This is a genomic window from Methylobacterium fujisawaense (assembly GCF_014138435.1).
GTDB classification, from domain to species: domain Bacteria; phylum Pseudomonadota; class Alphaproteobacteria; order Rhizobiales; family Beijerinckiaceae; genus Methylobacterium; species Methylobacterium fujisawaense.
Genome location: NZ_JACJIM010000003.1, coordinates 357,278 through 373,636, shown reverse-complemented (window position 1 = coordinate 373,636; position 16,359 = coordinate 357,278). Strand labels below are relative to the sequence as shown.

Genomic DNA, 16,359 nt, shown 5'->3' with positions numbered 1-16,359 from the left:
GCCCCATGACCGAGCCGACGCCCCGTCAGGACCTCCTGACCGTCCACGTGCCCCTCGACGCCGGCCGCGCCTACGACATCCTGATCGGCCGCGGGCTGATCGACACGGCCGGCGCCGCCGTGGCCGCGCTCGGGGGACGCCGCGCCGCCATCGTGACGGACGCCACCGTCGGCGCCCTCTATGCCGCGCGGCTTCGCACCAGCCTGGAGCGCGCCGGCCTTCAGGCGGGCGTGGTGACGGTGGCACCGGGCGAAGCGTCGAAGTCCTATGCGGGCTTTGCGGAAGTCTGCGACGGTCTGCTCGCCCTCAAGGTCGAGCGCGGCGACCTTGTCGTGGCCCTGGGCGGCGGCGTGGTCGGTGACCTCGCCGGCTTCGCGGCCGCCACCCTGCGGCGGGGCGTGCGCTTCGTGCAGGTGCCGACGAGCCTCCTTGCCCAGGTCGATTCCTCGGTGGGCGGCAAGACCGGCATCAATGCGCCGCTGGGCAAGAACCTGATCGGCGCCTTCCACCAGCCGCGTCTCGTCCTGGCCGATACGGCCGCCCTCGACACCCTCTCCGAGCGCGAGATGCGCGCCGGCTATGCCGAGGTCGCCAAGTACGGGCTGATCGCCGATCCGGGCTTCTTCGACTGGTGCGAGGCGAACTGGCGCGGGATCTTCTCCGGCGGCCCGGAGCGCGAGCAGGCGGTCGCCTCCTGCTGCCGGGCCAAGGCCGCGGTGGTCACCCGGGACGAGCGGGAGGACGGGGAGCGGGCGCTGCTCAATCTCGGCCACACCTTCGGCCACGCCCTGGAGCGCCTGACGGGCTACGATTCCGCCCGGCTGGTGCATGGCGAGGGCGTGGCGATCGGGATGGCGCTCGCCTTCCGCTTCTCGGCCCGGCTCGGGCTCTGCGGCGGGCAGGATGCCGGCCGCGTCGCCAACCATCTCGCCCTCGCCGGGCTGCCGACCCGTCTGCAGGCGGTCCCGGGCGGATGCGGCACCGTCGAGTCGATTCTCGACGCGATGACGCAGGACAAGAAAGTCCGCGACGGCGCGCTGACCTTTATCCTGGCCCGCGGGATCGGCCAGAGCTTCATCGCCCCGGGCATTGACCGGGCGGCGGTGGCGGCCTTCCTGGAAGACGAACTGGCGTCGCATCGAGACCTCTGAAGTGCTCGATAGTCGGCGGTGGCCTTGCCTAACGCAGGCCGTGCCGCTATGAGCCTGCCACGTCCGGCGCCGCACACTGCGTGCGTCGGTCACGGTTCCTCGGGACCAGGGCCGCAATAGCTCAGCTGGTAGAGCACCTCATTCGTAATGAGGGGGTCGGGGGTTCGAATCCCTCTTGCGGCACCACCACTTAGCCCTGCGCTTGCTGACCGAATGACCGGCCCGACGGACATGGCAGGCAGCATGGCGAACAACTCGACCATCTCCGAGCTGCGCTAGGCCGCCGTTGTCAGCGGCCAGGACATCGACACCGCCGTCGATGCGGTGCCGGCCGAGCTCGCTACCGAATCGTATCCGCTCGCGAAGGCTGGGCGCCGATCTCGTCGAGCCCCTCCGTACGCACACCTGGGCGACCGAGGCGCTGATCGCCGAGAGGCCGGCGTGCCTGGTGGCCAACAGCCCGGCCATCAGCCAGAAGCAGCGGACCGCGATCCCGTGGCGCTTCGCGAGGGCCGCTCCCGCCTCTTGATGATGCGAGCCCCGCGACCGCATCAGGCAAGGCCGCTTTCGACCCGCCTCGGTGACACGCGGAAGGATATCAACGCTCCGCGGGCGGCAGTTGAATGGACACCTCGCGCCACAGCGCGACCGGCGGCCGCGTAGTCGCACTCTCGCGACCGGCCGGCATCGTCGTGTCCTGGGCCAGCGCTTCTCAATGACTGGATCTGGCCACTGCAGACCGCGGTGATCTCGTCGAATTCCCGGGGATAGTTATCGAAATTTATCTCTATCCACCGCGAGCGATCGGGAAATACATGACCAGCAGCAGATGGCAGGCCGGCAGCACTACGAAAATATGAGACGAATCAACTTAAAGTAGAAAATGCGGCGCCCGATCTTTCTCAAAAAATCTACACTTAAAGAAAGTTTACTGATATTTTATTAGTTTATGAAAGAATTGGCATAGAAACGCCGGTATTAAAAGCAGGTTAAGATGCTGTCTCTCCGCCCCAGCCATCACGCGAAATTGAATGCGCTCGACAGCTCCCACGCACTGATCGAATTCGATCTCGACGGAAAGGTCGTCACCGCCAACGCCAACTTCCTGTCGATCCTCGGCTACCGACTGGACGACATCAAGGGGCGGCATCACTCCATCTTCGTCGACCCGGTCGAGCGCGAGAGCGCAGCCTACAAGGCGTTCTGGGACGCTCTGCGCAGCGGTGTACATCAGACATCTGAGTACAAGCGCATCGGCAAGGGCGGCCGCGAAGTCTGGATTCAGGGGAGCTATACCCCACTCATCGGGCGCAACGGCAAACCCTACGGCGTCTTCAAATGTGCCACGGACATCACAGCGCAGAAATTGCGCAACGCCGATTTCGAGAGCAAGCTGAATGCCCTCGACCGCTCGCAAGGGATCATCGAATTCAACCTCGACGGGACGATCATCACCGCCAATGAGAACTTCCTCGCGGTGGTCGGCTACAGCCTCGACGAGGTGAAGGGCAAGCACCATGCGATGTTCGTCGATGCGGCAGACCGCGATACCGCGGCCTACCGGGCCTTCTGGGACCGGCTCCGGAGCGGCGAGTATCAGCAGGCGGAGTACAAGCGCATCGGCAAAGGCGGCCGCGAGGCCTGGATCCAGGCCACCTACAACCCGGTCCGCGACGCCGCGGGCCGCCTCGTGAAAGTGGTGAAGTTCGCCACCGACATCACCGAGGCCGTGGCCGAGCGGCTGCGGCGGGCCGAAATCCACCGGGGCGTCGACCGCGACCTCGACGTCATCAGCGGCTCGATCTCTCATGCGTCGCAGCAGGCGGTGAGCGCGGCAAGCGCGGCCGCCCAGGCCTCAGGCAACACCCAGAGTGTCGCCGCCGGGTCCGAGGAGCTTGCCGCCTCGGTCGGCGAGATCAGCGCGCAGGTGAACCGCGCGCTGCAGGTCACGGGGCGGGCCGTCGAGCAGGCGGTCGCCACCTCGACAGTGGTCGCCGGCCTCGCCTCCGCCGCCCAGCGCATCGGCGAGGTGGTCGAAATGATCAACACGATCGCCGGGCAGACGAACCTGCTGGCGCTGAACGCGACGATCGAGGCCGCCCGGGCCGGCGAGGCCGGCAAGGGTTTCGCCGTGGTGGCCACCGAGGTGAAATCCCTGGCGGCACAGACCGCGAAGGCGACCGAGAGCATCAGCAGCCAGATCGCGCAGACGCAGGACGCTGCGAATCAGGCAGCCACCGCCATCGCGGGCATCGGGCAGACGATCGGAGAGGTCAACGAGATCTCCTCGGCCATCTCGACGGCCGTCGAGCAGCAGGCTGCGGTCGCCCAGGAGATGTCCATCAACATGCAGGCCATGACCCAGGCCGTAGGGGAGATCAGCCGCAATGTGAGCGTGATCGCCGCCTCGACCCAGGAGGTCGACTCCTCAACGCGGCTGGTGCGCGAGGCGTCACGGGCCATGGTGTCTTAGACGCCGCCCATCGCTGCCGCTTCTGCCTCTGCGGTCGTCCGCTCCAGCGCGGGCCGCCGTAAGGCCGTCCGTCGCGGAGCGCGCGAGTCGGTTCGACCGCGGGACCGGGAGGCTCAAGACGGTGAGGCGCTGTCGCCCCGTGGCGGCACCTCACGCTTCCGCACGATCCGGGCCCGGTCCCGCAGCGTGACCTCATGGGTCGGCCATTCGCGGCAGGCAGCCTCGAACGCGGCGAGCGCCATCGACAGCGGGTAGATGGTGGCGAGGTGCAGCGCGACGTTGCCGCCGGCGTCGCGCCAGACCTCGATCGTGTAGGGCACCCCAGGCGGCACCGGCGGGATCTGCTTCGCCGGCGGCGGCAGCGTGATCGCGGCGAGGCAGAGGCGCTCGTATTTCCGCGCGGGCGTCGCCCCGGGCCGGCGCTGGTAGCGGCACGACGCCGTCAGGTGGCGGAGCAGATCCACCGTCGGGACGTCGGCGCCGTAGCGATCGATCAGGCTGGCCACGGTGTAGCGTCCCGAGCGCTTGCAGGGCGCGCAGTCGACGTAGACTCGACCAGGCTGGACGTTGCCCAGGCGCCCCATTCTGGTGCTCCTCCGCTTGCGAACGAACGCAGAACAAGCCTGAGGCGAGGGGAAGCTTCAAGGCGCCCGCGCCTCTGATCTTCGCAACCGGTGGACGAATGTGAATGGCGGCCGATTTCGGCTGTCTGGGCATCGGCTTATGAGAGAACCGCGCTTGGATGATATCGGCCCGCGCCCAGGCCATCGCCTGTCTCGGCCTGCGGACCGCCACGAAGAAGCAGCACGTGGCCGAGCATGCCGCCGACCGGCGGTCCGGCAACTGGGGGCTCGGGGACTCTCACAGGCCAGTGCGTCCGAGAACGATGCCGCCCCACGGTCGAGGGCAGCATCCAAGCCAGGAGGCTCCATGAGGCAGGCTGCGAGCGATGAACGGCTCTCCCTCGACGCCGTGTCGGTCGAGGACCTGAACGCCGCCCTCCGCGTAGTCCGGCGGCTGCCCCTGGAACTGCTGGGCTTCCTCATCCTGTTGCCGATCGTCGGCATCGGCCTGTCGTGGCTCAGTACGGCCCTCGCACCACCCTATGGCCTCTCCATCTTCGGGCAAGGCCTCGTGACCTGGGGCCTGCTTCTGACGCTCGCCCTGCTGTTCGGGCTGTTCTGGTGGCGGGGACGACAGGTCGGGCTTCTCCTGCACGACCCGGCCATCCTGGCGTCGCCGGAGATGAGCCTGATGTCGGTGCCCGGCGTGTTGGCCGCGCGAGCGCAGGCCCTGGGCCTGGAATGGAGCGGGTTCTACGGGCCGCTCCGCCCGCGCCGGAAGTGAGTCCGCGTCTAGATCAGGCCGCCTGACGATCCCGCGGTCAGCGTCTGGCCAGCCCGGTTCACGAGCTTCGCGAAGGCCAGCGCGGCCGCCGAGGCCTGGGTCTCGGACGGAAAGGTGCGGTCCGATTCCAGGACCGTCATCTGCGTCGCGTCGAGCAACACCCAGGTCCAGAGGTGGCGGCCGGTGGCGCGGATCTCGAAGTGCATGGCAGGCTCGTGGCGCAATGGGACATGCCCGCACCATGCGCCGCGAAAAGGCCTGACGCGTTAATGGCTTGGCCGGCGCAACAACCTGCGTCGGCTAACCACGCGGTTGCCCCCGACATCCTCGCAGATCACAGGCGGGATCAGCCGCGCCCCTTGGCCGCGAACTCCCAGACCGGCGGTCCCCAGGTCTGACCCGGCTTGGTCCGGTAGCCGGAGAAGCGGTCGAACACGACCCGGTCGGGCTCGACGCCGGTGACCCGGCTGTCGTTGACCATCAGGGCGCCGGCATATTCCACGCGCAGGAATCCGTGCTCCGGATGGACCCCGAACAGTTGCGGCGCGGTCCAGCCGAGCCGATGCGCCTCGGCGCCGAACTGGTCGAGGAAGGCCAGCGCGCTCGCCCGCATCGCCGCCCACTTCGCCGGCAGGAGATACCGGCACGGCGAGGCGTGCTCGGACAGGCGCTCGATCTGGTCGCGCCAGGACGCGACGGCGGGCGGGAGGTCGGACATGACGGCCGGGGTAGAGCCGAATGGTTGCTGAACCGCAAAGATTTTGGGCTTACGCTAACCAACCTGGGGGAGCTTGCAGTGCTCTATGATCTTATGCGCCAGAAGCACAAATTTCATCGTGTATGTCTCGATAATATTTAAGCTATTATTTAGATCTCTCAAATCTCCATTCAATATCTCCATCACGGGCTCGCCATTTATTTCGACGTATCCCCTGAACGAAATCTGATGCTTTCCGGTTTCTTCCTTTCTATCGATTAGCATGCCATGAGCCATGAAGTGGCGAATCTTTTCGAACTGCAGAATGCCATCGACTGCAGCGTGAAGTTCTTGTCGAAATTGTTCGATCGGTCCGGGCAAATCTGCAATTGATTTCAACCTCTTGAGCTTCGTCTCAAGCTTATATGGAAGTTTGTTCGGAAGATGGTTGTATTCCTGCAGATTTCTTGCCCTAAAATATAGATCCGCCAGCAAAAATTCGACCTGGGAGTATGCCGTAATGATGGCACCACGGAGCAGGTGAATGGTGCGGATGTCCGCTTCTTCTTGATCAGAAGCGCTCAACGTCAGATCATACTCTTCCATAGGGTCCCCATGCGTGGTCATAGCTCAGCATAGGACGGCGCTCGACGAAGGCATACTCAGGCTCTCAAAGCCAACCTGTCATCGGTGTGCTGTAAATTCGTGAGCCATCGCATCCGCTCGGCCCCGCCCCGATCTGCTCACGGGGCGGGGGAGCGTCCGATCTCACCAGCGATGAGCCGAGCCGATACGCAGCGCGGCTCAAGGCCAAGAGGCTGACACCCGAGATACAGCGCCGCCGGTGCGTCGAAGCCGCGCGTGACGCTGGCGCCGGCGAGGATCAGACCGACTTCGATGCCGCCGTGGGACAGATCAGGACGCCGGGGAAGGCCAAGGGCCGAGCGAGCTCGCGGCGTCGTTGAGCCGGACTCCCGCGAAGGTGAGCGTCGCCGTGTAGACCACGGTTCCAGCGTCATCGCGGACCAGGATAACGAAGGCTTGGTTATCCCCGTCGCCCGGGATCGCGAACCGCGCGATCTCGGGCAGGCTTCGCATCGCGAGAGCGCGGGCCGCCTCAAAATTAGCGCAGTCGCTGCCTTCCTCGTCGCGATGGAAGCTTCGGTTGCTGATGTCGAAGAAGTACCGTGGCATGGGGCGCTCCACAGTAAAGGGGCGGGAGCACGCTCTACTCTCGGCCACTGACGCCCGAATCAGTCTGCCAGCGATAGGCGCACCTTTACACGGTTGTCCGTGGTCGGGTTTGATTTGGATCGTCGAACACCGCCGATCTATGATGGCCACACGGCATCATCGCTGACGAATCAGCCCGCACCGGCGGACCGGGCGGCCCTTTCGGGATCCGCGCCCTGGGACATGAAAAGCCGGATCCGCGGCGCGAAGCGGTCGTTGCCCTGCGCCTCGGCGCGATGTTGATCGCGTTCCGCGGCTGGAGCGCTGCCGTGAGGGCCTGCTCGATCTCGGCGATGCTCGGGATCGGCGCGGCGATACCGGCCCCGGGCGCGCGCCGCCCGTCCGGACGCCGCCGATGATGGATCCGGTGAGGCGCACAGCGCGTCGATCACGGCGCTGGCTCCGATGCCCTCGGACGGTCTCCGGCGGAGACACCTGACGGTCCGATCGGTTCGTCCTGAACCGCCCGACGGCGCCAAGCCGTGAGCAGAGCGGCGAGGGCGTCGGGGTCCAAACCGTAGCTGTCCGGCAGCCCGGCTCCACGCCCGGTGAGCTGGCGGTTCAGGGCGACGAGGCGGCCCTCTCCGACGCGCGCATCGTCGAACACGACCATCCGCTGCATCGTGCCCTTCACGGTCACCGCTGCGAAGCCGCTGACGTCGTGCCAGGACATGCGCCGCGACCGGCCGGCCTGCACGATCGTTAAGCCCGTGCCGTCGAGATGCAGCGACGAACCCCGGATCGCCACGAGGATCAGGACCGGCAGTCCGCCCAGGAACAGCACGACACCCGGCCAGAGCAGCACCCGCATCGTCACCGACGGCGCCTCGTGCATCAGCATCCAGACCATGACCCCACCGAAGACGGCCGAGAGGGCGGCGAGGAACAGGATCTTCTTCACCGAGGCCCGTAGAACCACCGGACCGGGATAATGCGCGAGCACGGTCTCCGCCGAGCGGGTCTCCGATTCCAGCAACCCGGGCCGCATGTGCCAGACGGAGACCGCCGCACAGACCCCGAAGAACGCTGTCGTCGCGACGCCACCGTCCGCCCCCGTGACGATCATTCCGACGCCGCCGGCGACGAGAACGAGGCTGAGGCCGAGCAGCAGCGCGTGTCGAAAACGGGAACCGCTGGCTTGGTTCGACACGGACGACCTACCCCTGATGGGCGCGGCCGATCAGGTTCGTCCGCGTCCGGTTGCGCATGGTCACGCCAAGGCCAGCACGCCCGCGACCACCGCCACGCCGACCCCGAGCCACGCCACATAGTCGCCGATCAGGCCGCTGTGCAGCACCTCCAGCGCACGGGTCGGCGCCGATTGCGTCGCGCTCACCGGCCGGACCACCAGCGCCGGCAGGCGTCTCCGGAACAGCCCGTAGCCGGCACCCGCCAGCGCGGCGACCACGGAAATCCATGGCAACCAGCCCGGTCCCTCCGCGAGGGTCTCCACCGCCGGCCGGTGCAGGAAGGCCGACGCCGCCCGCGGAAGGGCGTGCTCGATCAGGCCCGCCGGCACACCGACGTCGAGGGCGAGCAGAACGCAGCAGGGCGCCAGCATCAGCCAGAGCGGCCGATTGGCCTTCTCGCGCTCGTCCTCGCTCGGTGCCCCGGCCTCGTCGCCGGGATCGGGCCCCAGGCCCAGGAAGATGCGTCCTGCCGCCCGGAGCACCGCCGCCCCCGTCAGGGCCGCGCCGATGGCGCCGGCCGCCAGCGCGATCCCGTGCCCCTGCTGCGCCAGCGCGCCCTGGACCAGGCGCGTGCCCTGATCGAGCACGCCGAGCGGGAGGCCGCAGAGCAGCAGCCCGGCCAGACCCATGGCGATCCCGGCGGGCCAGATCCCCCGTCCGAGCCCCCGCAGGGCGATCTCGTCGATGCTGGCCTGGGTCGCGAGCAGGATGCCGGCGATCATGAACAGGGCCCCCTTCACCAGCCCGTGGCCCACCACGTAGACCAGCATCCCGCCGGTCCCGTTCACCGAGAGGGCCCCGAGGCCGGTGAGCATGATCCCGGCATGCGAGATCGTCGAGAAGGCGAGCATCCGCTTCAGATGGCGCTGCAGCAGGGCCATCCAGCCGCCCAACAGGGCGGTGAAGCTGCCCAGGCCGATGAGGAGCGCCGGCAGGGCGTGCCGAACCTGATCGGAGCCGCCGAACACGACGGCGCTCACCTTCGCGAGGCCGAACAGCCCGAGCGAGACCATCGCCCCCGAGAAGATCACCGAGACCGGGCTCGGCGCCACCGCGTGGGCGTCGGCGAGCCAGAACTGGAACGGCACGATCGCGCCCTTGATCATCAGGGCGGACGCCACGAGGCAGAAGGCTCCAGCCACCACCGGATCCCGGCCGCCTTGCGCCACGGCGGCCGCGATGCCCTCGAAATCGAGCGTGCCGGTCTGGGCGTAGATCAGCCCGATGCCCCCGAGCATCAGGAAGCCCGCGAGGCTGTTGACCACGGTGAAGTTGATGGCACCCGCCAGCGACGATTCCGCCAAGTGGTAGGCCGTCAGCGCGAAGGCCGCGACGCTCATCACCTCGAACCACACGAACAGGTTGAACATATCGCGGGTGAAGCAGAACCCGACCATGGCGGCCAGAAACAGCAGCATCAGGATATGGAAGTGGCCGTGGGTGCGATCGAAGAAGCCCCAGGCGAACACGAAGGTCAGGGCGTAGAGGAGGCCGATGAAGGCCGCGACCCAGCCGCTGGCCTCGTCCACCGAGAAGCCGATGCCGAGATGGACGCCGTCGCGCGGCTCCCAGCCACCGAACCAGTAGACCAGGGGCCCGTCGGCGGCATGCACGGCGATGGCGCCGCAGAGCACCGCGACGCTCAAGGCCGCCAGCGTCGCCAGGATGTCGGGGAGGCGGCCTGGCAGGAAATGGGCGGTCGCCAGCATCGCCGCGCAGATCACGAGCGGGATGGCGACCGGTAGCGGGAGGAGGGCGGCGGGAAAAGCGGTCACGAGGCTTTCCGCTCCCCATCGCCCACCCGGTTCGATCCCCGATCGCGCCCGGACTGGCCGACCGCGCGCATCGGCCGGAGCTTCTCCGGGTCCAGGCTGCCGCCGCGCTTGTAGGCCTGGATCGTCAGGACGAGGAGAAGCGCGGTGAGCGTTGCGCCGACCACGATGTCGGTGAGCACCAGCGCCTGCATCACCGGGTCGACGGCGGGCGTTCCCGGCGGGTGGTCGTAGAAGATCGGCGCGATGCTGCCCCAGCGATAGCCGAGGCCGAGCAGGAGCACGTAGGTCGCCGATTGGCAGACGCCGAGGCAGCCCACGAGGTGGATGAAGTTGCGGCTCGTGGCGATGCCGTAGAGACCGATCCCGAACAGCCAGGCGGCAACCGCGTAGGGGAGAACACTCACGCGGATTCCTCCCCCGGTTCCTCGGGCTCGCGCGCCTCGCGGGTCTCCTCCATGAATTCCAGGAAGAGCTGCGTGAAGCCGCCCGTCACCGCCAGGGCGACGCCGAGGTTCTCGACGAGCATCAGGCCGCCCGAGAACAGGTCGCGGAAGGTGCCGAGCGGCAGGATGTTCTGCATGAAGGCGGCGCCGGTGAGCATCGGCGCCAGCCCGCACAGGGCGAAGAGCAGCGCCCCCCCGCCCTCCAGGGCGTCGAGCCAGTGGCTGCGGATGGCGTCGCGCCAGCCGGCATAGCCCTCACCGAGATAGATCAGCAGGGTCCCGGAGGCGAGGATGACGCCGCCCTGGAAGCCGCCGCCCGGCGTCACGGTCGCGTGCAGCACGACGTAGAGGCCGAACAGCGCGGTGAGCGGGCCGGCTATCCGGCAGGCGAGCACGACGGCCTCCGAGCGCGGGATCACGGCGCGGCCGGGCCGGCGCATGGCGCGCTCGGTGTTGCCCTCGCCGCGCCGCCCGCGCAGCAGCACCACCGTGCCGGTGATCGCCGCGAGCAGCATGAACTCCTCGCCGAGGGTGTCGAGGCCGCGCAGGTCGAAGTTGATGGCGCTGACCATGTTGGCGACGTGCCGCGCCTCGGGGGCGACCGCGTTGATGCGTTCGCCATACTGCGCGATCGTCGATCCGAAGGCCGGCAAGCCGGCGATCACCGCCGCCGCGCCGGGGAGCAGGACGAGGCCCGCGAGGGCCAGAAGGACGATCCGGGCGTTCGGGCTCACGAATCCTCCTCGGGCGGCTGGGTCTTCACCGCCATGAGCGCCACGAGGAAGAGGAGCGGGACGGCCGCCGTGCCCACCGCCAGTTCGGACAGGGCGACGTCGGGCGCCTGAAGGGCGTCGAACAGGATCGCCAGGACGAGCCCGTTGACCGCGATGGCGAAGACCTGCCGGGCGGGATCGCGCACGAGGACCACGGCAGTGCCCGAGATCGCGGCGAACAGGAACAGCAGCGGCAGGATCGCCGTCATGCCGAGCGCCCCTCGCGCATCAGCACGGCCCGGCCGGAGACGTGCGACAGCACCGCCGCCCAGGCGAGGAACACCACCATCATCACCAGGATCTTGAGCGAGCGCCCGGAGACGCCGTCGGCGAGGAACGCCGCCATGGTGACGAGGACTGAGGCCGCGACGTTGAGGAAGGCCAGCGCGTGCAGCCGGTCGAGGGCCCGCGGCAGGCGCCACAGGGCGAGCGCGGCGAGCCACGTCACCGCCACCGCGAGGGCCAGCAGGACACCGATGACGACGCTCATATCCAGCGCTCCAGGAAGACGGCGAGCAGCATCGTGCCGGGCAGGTTGAGCAGAACCAGGGTGAGGGCGAGGTCGGTGATCGAAGCTTGGTCCGTGGCGAAGGCCATGAGCGTCAGGATCAGGACCGTGACGCTGCCGGCGAGCTGGTAGGCGGCGAAGCGCTGGCCGGGCCGGCCCCGCCACGCCAAAGCCGCCGCAACGGCGAGCGGCGGCAGCAGCGCCAGGATGGCGGCCGTCCAGACCGTCATCGCGCCTCCTCCAGGCCGTGCGTCACCACCGTTCCGTGATCGCGGTCGAGGGTGAGGACGTAGCTGTCGGGGGCGAGCGAGGCGGCGAGCAGTCCGACGGCCCGCGCGGCCGGCGCCGTCGCACCGTCGGGCGTCGCCCAGGCGAAGTCGGAGGCGCTCCGCTCGCGGGTCGTCCCGCCGCCGGCGCCGCCGCGCAGGGCCCTGACCAGTTGGCCGCCCACCTGAACGGTCTCGCGGGGCAGGCCGCGCAGGGCCCGCCAGATCGGCCGCAGCGTCCCCCGGTCGAAGCGGAACCGCACGCCGCCGCGCCGGCCGACGCCCCACCACCACAGCGTCCCGAGGCTGGCGCAGACGAGGGCGGCGAGTCCCTCGTTCACGCTCACCGAGCCGGCAAAGACCATGTATGTCAGTGCTAGGGCGACCCAGATCGCGAGGCCATCACGCCCCGAGCGCCTTCTGAGTCCGCTGATCGGTCCTGCCCGCATCGATCCTGACCGGAGCGCGCCCCGCGGAAGCGTGGCCATGCGCATGCCCGACCGAACGTCACGGCGGGCGCCCGCGTTCCCGGAACCCGAAGACACGCTTCCGTGTAGGGCGATCAGAGCTGGGAGTGCGCATGAAGGCCGAGATCCTGAACATCCGCTTCCTCCACGAGGGCTGGAGCCGGTTCGGCATCGCGCAGGTGCGCCTCGCCGACGGCGCCGTGGTCGAGCGGGAAATCGAAGATCACGGCAACTCGGTGGGGATCCTGCCCTACGACCCGGAGCGGCGGGTCGCGACGCTCGTGCGCGAGTTGCGGGTCCCGCCGCTATTCGCGGCCGGCGAGCAGGTCCAGCTGGAAGCCCCGGCCGGCCTGATCGATGACGGCAGCCCGGAGGAGAATGCCCGCCGGGAGGCGATGGAGGAGGTGGGCCTGCGCCTGCACGCCCTGGAATTCGTCGGCGCCGCCTATTCCTGCGCGAGCCTCACCACCGAGAAGATCCACCTGTACCTCGCGATCTACGGCTTGGCGGATCGGGCCGAGGCGGGCGGCGGGGCCGAGGGCGAGCACGAGAACATCCGGGTCGTCGAGATCCCGCTGGCCGAGCTCGCCGCCCGGGCCGACCGCGCCGAGATCACCGACCTGAAAACGCTCACCCTGATCCTCGCGCTCCGGGCACGCCATCCGGAGCTGTTCCACCGGTGAGGAACCGCCAGCGCGCATTCGCCCAGGGTCTGCTGACCGCGCTGGTGCTGGCCGGGGTCGCGTGGATCGCGTTCCACCTGCGCTGAAAACGACCTGCGTGAAGGACACTCAGGCGGGCAGTAAGCTCCGAAGAGCCGTCGGCACGTCTTGATCGCCGGCCACGGCGGGCCCATCGTCCGCGCAAGACTCGGGAGGTCACCGGATGACGCGCGCCTGCATCGTGGGCTGGGCCCACACACCCTTCGGCAAGCTGGAGGAGCCGGATGTCGAAGGGCTGATCGCCCGGGTCTCGGGCGAGGCGCTGGCCCATGCCGGCGTCGAGGAATCCCAGGTCGACGGCATCTATGTGGGCTCGATGAACACCGGCTTCTCGAAGCAGGGCTTCGAGGGCGCGCTGGTGGCGGTGAATCGGCCCGGCCTCGCCCACGCCCCGGCGACCCATCTGGAGAACGCCTGCGCCACCGGGTCGGCGGCCCTCTACGCGGCCCTCGACTTCGTCGACAGCGGCCGCGGCCGCGTGGCCCTTGTGATCGGCGCCGAGAAGATGACGGCCAAGACCGTCGCCGAGACCGGCGACATCCTCCTGGGCGCCTCCTACCGGAAGGAGGAGGCCGACATCGAGGGCGGCTTCGCCGGCGTGTTCGGGCGGATCGCGGCGGGCTATTTCCAGCGCTACGGCGACCGCAGCGAGGAGCTGGCCCGGATCGCCGCCAAGAACCACCGCAACGGCGTCGGCAATCCCTACGCGCAGCTGCGCAAGGATCTCGGCTTCGACTTCTGCAACCGGGTCTCGGAGAAGAACCCCTACGTGGCCGCACCCCTGCGGCGCACCGACTGCTCGCTGATCTCGGACGGCGCGGCGGCCCTGGTGGTGGCGGATGCCGAGACGGCGGAGGGTCTGGAGCGGGCGATCGGCTTCCGCGCCCGGGCCCACGTCAACGACATCCTGCCGCTGTCCCGCCGCGACCCGGCGGAGTTCAAGGGCGCGCGGATGGCCTGGGAGAAGGCCCGCGCGCAGGCCGGGATCGCCAACGAGGACCTCTCCTTCGTGGAGACCCACGATTGCTTCACCATCGCCGAGCTGATCGAGTACGAGGCGATGGGCCTCGCAGCCCCCGGCGAGGGCTACCGCGTGGTGCGCGAGGGCTTGGCCGAGAAGGGCGGGCGGCTGCCGATCAACCCGTCCGGCGGCCTGAAGGCCAAGGGCCATCCGGTCGGCGCCACCGGCGTGTCGATGCACGTGATGGCCTGCCTCCAGCTCATGGGCGAGGCCGGCGAGATGCAGGTGCCCGGTGCGGAACTCGCCGGGATCTTCAACATGGGCGGCGCGGCGGTCGCCAACTACGTGTCGATCCTGGAACGGCGGCGCTGAGCGGAGGCTCGGCGGCCCGGCGACGATCCAGAGGGGCGGGCTGCCTCTCTGGACCGGACGAGGATCGAACGCGAGAGGTCAGGTCCTTCGCGAGGTCTCGCGGTCGCGTTCTTCGCGCGACCGGGGCGCGGCAATCCAGCAGGGCGATGACGGCCAGCGCACATTGCCGTGGTTCGCTGCGGTCGCGGCGGATGAGGAGAGGGGCCGCACGCCCCTCGGACGCGAGCGTCTCGCTCAGCCGAGCCGGTCCAAGGCCTGCGTGAGATCGGCGATCAGGTCGGCCTCGTCCTCCAATCCGATGGAGAGGCGAACGGTTTCGGGCCCGACCTGCGCGGCGGCCTTCTCGTGTTCCGGCAACTGCCGGTGGGTGGTCGAGGACGGGTGGATCGCCAGCGACTTGATCTCGCCGATGTTCACGAGGTGCGAGATCAGCTCCAGGGCGGCGATGAACGTCAGGGCCGCCGGCTCGCCGCCCTTCAGGGCGAAGGTAAAGATCGAGCCCGGCCCGTTCGGCGTGTAGCGCCGGGCGAGGTCCTCCCCGGGCTGTCCCGGCAGCATCGGATAGCTCACCCAATCCACCGCCGGATGGTCCTTGAGGAAGGCCGCGACCGCCCGCGCATTGGCGCAGTGCCGCTCCATGCGCAACGGCAGGGTCTCGATGCCCATGAGCGTCAGGAACGCGTTCATCGGCGACAGGCCGGGCCCGAGGTCGCGCAGGCCGAAGAACCGGCAGGCGGCCGCGAACGGGGTTTCGGGGAAGGCCTTGGTCAGGACGAGGCCGTCATAGTCCGGCCAGGGCTCGGTGATCAGGTTGTAGCCGCCGGCCTTTTCCCAGTCGAAGCGGCCGGCGTCGCAGATCACGCCGCCGATGGTCTGGCCGGAGCCGCTCAGGAACTTCGAGGTCGAGTGCCAGACGATGTCGGCGCCGTGCTCGATCGGTCGGATCAGGGCCGGCGAGGCCAGGGTATTGTCCACGACGAGCGGGAGATTGTGGCGCCGCGCCACCGCGGCGATCCCATCGAGGTCCACCACCGACGCGCAGGGATTCACGATCGATTCGCAGAAGATGGCCCGGCAGTCCGGGGTGATGGCCGCCTCGAAATCCTCCGGGGCCATGCCGCGTGCGAAGCGGGGCTTCAGGTCGTAGCGCCCATCGAGGCGGCGCATCAGACCGAGTGACCCGCCGAACAGGCGTGGCGAGGCGACATAGGCGTCGCCGCTCTTCATCAGCGTCATCAGGACCAGCTGCATGGCGGACTGTCCTGAAGACACCGCCACGCCGGCCTTCGCGCCCTCGAGATCGGCGATGCGACGTTCCAGCGCGGCGACGGTGGGGTTCGAGCCGCGGGAATACGAGAAGCCTGTCCGCCGGCCGGCGAAGATGTCCGCCGCCTGCTCGGTCGAGTCGAACACGAAGCCGTTGGTGAAGTAGATCGGCTGGACCCGCGCGCCCGTGGCGGGGTCCGGCGCCGCGCCGGCATGGATGGCCCGGGTCGCGAAACGGTGCGGTCGGTTCTGATCCGTCATGGCTCTCGGTCGGGTGTTCGATGCCCGGACCGGGGCGTCAGCCCGAGCGGATCCGTGCGTCACGCCGCGCGGCGGAGGAAGGCCTGCAGGGTTCGGACCAGGGTGGTCGGCTCGTAGGGCTTCGGAATGAACCGGGCGCCCTCCGGCATGTCGTTGGGACCGGGCGTACCCATGCCCGACACCACAAGAACGGGGATCGACGGCCAGCGATACGCCACGAGGCGGGCGAGGGCGAAACCGTCCATCGAGCCCTGCGGCATGTCGACGTCGGTCATCAGGACGCCGACATCGTCACGGTTCTCCAGGACCTTCAGCGCCTTGTCGGCGTGCGTCGCCTCGACGACGGTGAAGCCCGCATCCGCAAGGGTGTCAGAGGCCTCCATCAGCAGGAGGCCGTCATCCTCCACCAGGAGCACCACGGGTTGATCGGACGGGCTATCTGACATCAGACCTG

Annotated in this window: 20 protein-coding genes and 1 tRNA gene; 6 read left to right on the top strand and 15 right to left on the bottom strand. The window is 68.7% G+C overall.

What is annotated here, in order from left to right:
• The first annotated feature begins 5 nt into the window (after positions 1 to 5).
• The 3 genes from aroB (at position 6) to GGQ91_RS10855 (ending at position 3,624) form a co-directional block, all read left to right on the top strand.
• Complete coding sequence (gene aroB, locus GGQ91_RS10865) at positions 6 to 1,151, top strand: 3-dehydroquinate synthase (protein ID WP_043755786.1); 1,146 nt, start codon at positions 6 to 8, stop codon at positions 1,149 to 1,151.
• Between the two features lie 110 nt (positions 1,152 to 1,261).
• Positions 1,262 to 1,337: transfer RNA gene (locus tag GGQ91_RS10860), tRNA-Thr, on the top strand.
• An 808-nt stretch (positions 1,338 to 2,145) separates the two neighbouring features.
• Complete coding sequence (locus GGQ91_RS10855) at positions 2,146 to 3,624, top strand: methyl-accepting chemotaxis protein (protein WP_179698259.1); 1,479 nt, start codon at positions 2,146 to 2,148, stop codon at positions 3,622 to 3,624.
• Positions 3,625 to 3,737: 113 nt separating this feature from the next.
• Here GGQ91_RS10855 and GGQ91_RS10850 read toward each other — a convergent pair whose 3' ends face one another.
• Positions 3,738 to 4,208 (bottom strand): hypothetical protein, encoded by a 471-nt coding sequence (locus GGQ91_RS10850; RefSeq protein WP_182591942.1) that lies wholly within the window; start codon positions 4,206 to 4,208, stop codon positions 3,738 to 3,740.
• Positions 4,209 to 4,554: 346 nt separating this feature from the next.
• Here GGQ91_RS10850 and GGQ91_RS10845 point away from each other — a divergent pair, with 346 nt between their 5' ends.
• Positions 4,555 to 4,971 carry an ABC transporter ATP-binding protein gene (locus GGQ91_RS10845; protein WP_182591941.1) on the top strand — a complete coding sequence of 139 codons (417 nt, stop codon included), beginning with the start codon at positions 4,555 to 4,557 and terminating at the stop codon, positions 4,969 to 4,971.
• An 8-nt stretch (positions 4,972 to 4,979) separates the two neighbouring features.
• On the opposite strand, the gene GGQ91_RS10840 is transcribed toward GGQ91_RS10845, so the two are convergent.
• The 12 genes from GGQ91_RS10840 to GGQ91_RS10785 form a co-directional block, all read right to left on the bottom strand.
• Positions 4,980 to 5,177 (bottom strand): hypothetical protein, encoded by a 198-nt coding sequence (locus GGQ91_RS10840; protein WP_043351974.1) that lies wholly within the window; start codon positions 5,175 to 5,177, stop codon positions 4,980 to 4,982.
• Positions 5,178 to 5,317: 140 nt separating this feature from the next.
• A complete protein-coding gene (locus tag GGQ91_RS10835) occupies positions 5,318 to 5,689 on the bottom strand; it encodes a hypothetical protein (protein ID WP_043351972.1) in 372 nt (123 codons plus the stop codon).
• A gap of 54 nt (positions 5,690 to 5,743) precedes the next feature.
• On the bottom strand, positions 5,744 to 6,274 hold the full coding sequence (locus GGQ91_RS10830) for a hypothetical protein (protein WP_182591940.1): 531 nt from the start codon (positions 6,272 to 6,274) through the stop codon (positions 5,744 to 5,746).
• 309 nt (positions 6,275 to 6,583) lie between these two features.
• Positions 6,584 to 6,862 (bottom strand): DUF6894 family protein, encoded by a 279-nt coding sequence (locus GGQ91_RS10825; protein WP_043351966.1) that lies wholly within the window; start codon positions 6,860 to 6,862, stop codon positions 6,584 to 6,586.
• Between the two features lie 427 nt (positions 6,863 to 7,289).
• Positions 7,290 to 8,051, bottom strand: coding sequence for a hypothetical protein (locus tag GGQ91_RS10820; protein ID WP_182591939.1), 762 nt, complete (start codon positions 8,049 to 8,051; stop codon positions 7,290 to 7,292).
• 60 nt (positions 8,052 to 8,111) lie between these two features.
• Positions 8,112 to 9,866: a proton-conducting transporter transmembrane domain-containing protein gene (locus GGQ91_RS10815; RefSeq protein WP_053609958.1), complete on the bottom strand. Its 1,755-nt coding sequence runs from the start codon at positions 9,864 to 9,866 to the stop codon at positions 8,112 to 8,114.
• The gene (locus GGQ91_RS10810) at positions 9,863 to 10,270 is read right to left on the bottom strand and encodes a sodium:proton antiporter (RefSeq protein ID WP_053609957.1); all 408 of its coding nucleotides are present in this window, start codon (positions 10,268 to 10,270) and stop codon (positions 9,863 to 9,865) included. Before GGQ91_RS10810 ends, GGQ91_RS10815 begins: the two co-directional genes overlap by 4 nt.
• Positions 10,267 to 11,043: an MnhB domain-containing protein gene (locus tag GGQ91_RS10805; protein ID WP_182591938.1), complete on the bottom strand. Its 777-nt coding sequence runs from the start codon at positions 11,041 to 11,043 to the stop codon at positions 10,267 to 10,269. The genes GGQ91_RS10810 and GGQ91_RS10805 overlap by 4 nt, the downstream gene beginning before the upstream one ends.
• Positions 11,040 to 11,291: a Na(+)/H(+) antiporter subunit B gene (locus tag GGQ91_RS10800; RefSeq protein ID WP_043383840.1), complete on the bottom strand. Its 252-nt coding sequence runs from the start codon at positions 11,289 to 11,291 to the stop codon at positions 11,040 to 11,042. Before GGQ91_RS10800 ends, GGQ91_RS10805 begins: the two co-directional genes overlap by 4 nt.
• Positions 11,288 to 11,572 (bottom strand): monovalent cation/H(+) antiporter subunit G, encoded by a 285-nt coding sequence (locus GGQ91_RS10795; RefSeq protein ID WP_182591937.1) that lies wholly within the window; start codon positions 11,570 to 11,572, stop codon positions 11,288 to 11,290. The genes GGQ91_RS10800 and GGQ91_RS10795 overlap by 4 nt, the downstream gene beginning before the upstream one ends.
• Positions 11,569 to 11,820 (bottom strand): monovalent cation/H+ antiporter complex subunit F, encoded by a 252-nt coding sequence (locus GGQ91_RS10790; protein WP_043351953.1) that lies wholly within the window; start codon positions 11,818 to 11,820, stop codon positions 11,569 to 11,571. The genes GGQ91_RS10795 and GGQ91_RS10790 overlap by 4 nt, the downstream gene beginning before the upstream one ends.
• Positions 11,817 to 12,221: a hypothetical protein gene (locus tag GGQ91_RS10785; RefSeq protein WP_246410646.1), complete on the bottom strand. Its 405-nt coding sequence runs from the start codon at positions 12,219 to 12,221 to the stop codon at positions 11,817 to 11,819. The genes GGQ91_RS10790 and GGQ91_RS10785 overlap by 4 nt, the downstream gene beginning before the upstream one ends.
• A 215-nt stretch (positions 12,222 to 12,436) precedes the next feature.
• Between GGQ91_RS10785 and GGQ91_RS10780 the strand changes: the two genes are divergently transcribed.
• Both GGQ91_RS10780 and GGQ91_RS10775 read left to right on the top strand, forming a co-directional pair.
• Positions 12,437 to 13,006, top strand: a complete 570-nt coding sequence (locus GGQ91_RS10780; protein WP_182591936.1) for an NUDIX domain-containing protein — start codon at positions 12,437 to 12,439, stop codon at positions 13,004 to 13,006.
• Between the two features lie 202 nt (positions 13,007 to 13,208).
• Positions 13,209 to 14,378: an acetyl-CoA acetyltransferase gene (locus GGQ91_RS10775; RefSeq protein WP_053609953.1), complete on the top strand. Its 1,170-nt coding sequence runs from the start codon at positions 13,209 to 13,211 to the stop codon at positions 14,376 to 14,378.
• 234 nt (positions 14,379 to 14,612) lie between these two features.
• Here the strand turns inward: GGQ91_RS10775 and GGQ91_RS10770 are convergent, their stop codons facing one another.
• Positions 14,613 to 15,905, bottom strand: a complete 1,293-nt coding sequence (locus GGQ91_RS10770) for an O-acetylhomoserine aminocarboxypropyltransferase/cysteine synthase family protein (RefSeq protein WP_043383831.1) — start codon at positions 15,903 to 15,905, stop codon at positions 14,613 to 14,615.
• A gap of 59 nt (positions 15,906 to 15,964) precedes the next feature.
• Positions 15,965 to 16,351, bottom strand: a complete 387-nt coding sequence (locus tag GGQ91_RS10765) for a response regulator (protein ID WP_043351947.1) — start codon at positions 16,349 to 16,351, stop codon at positions 15,965 to 15,967.
• Between the last annotated feature and the right edge of the window lie 8 nt (positions 16,352 to 16,359).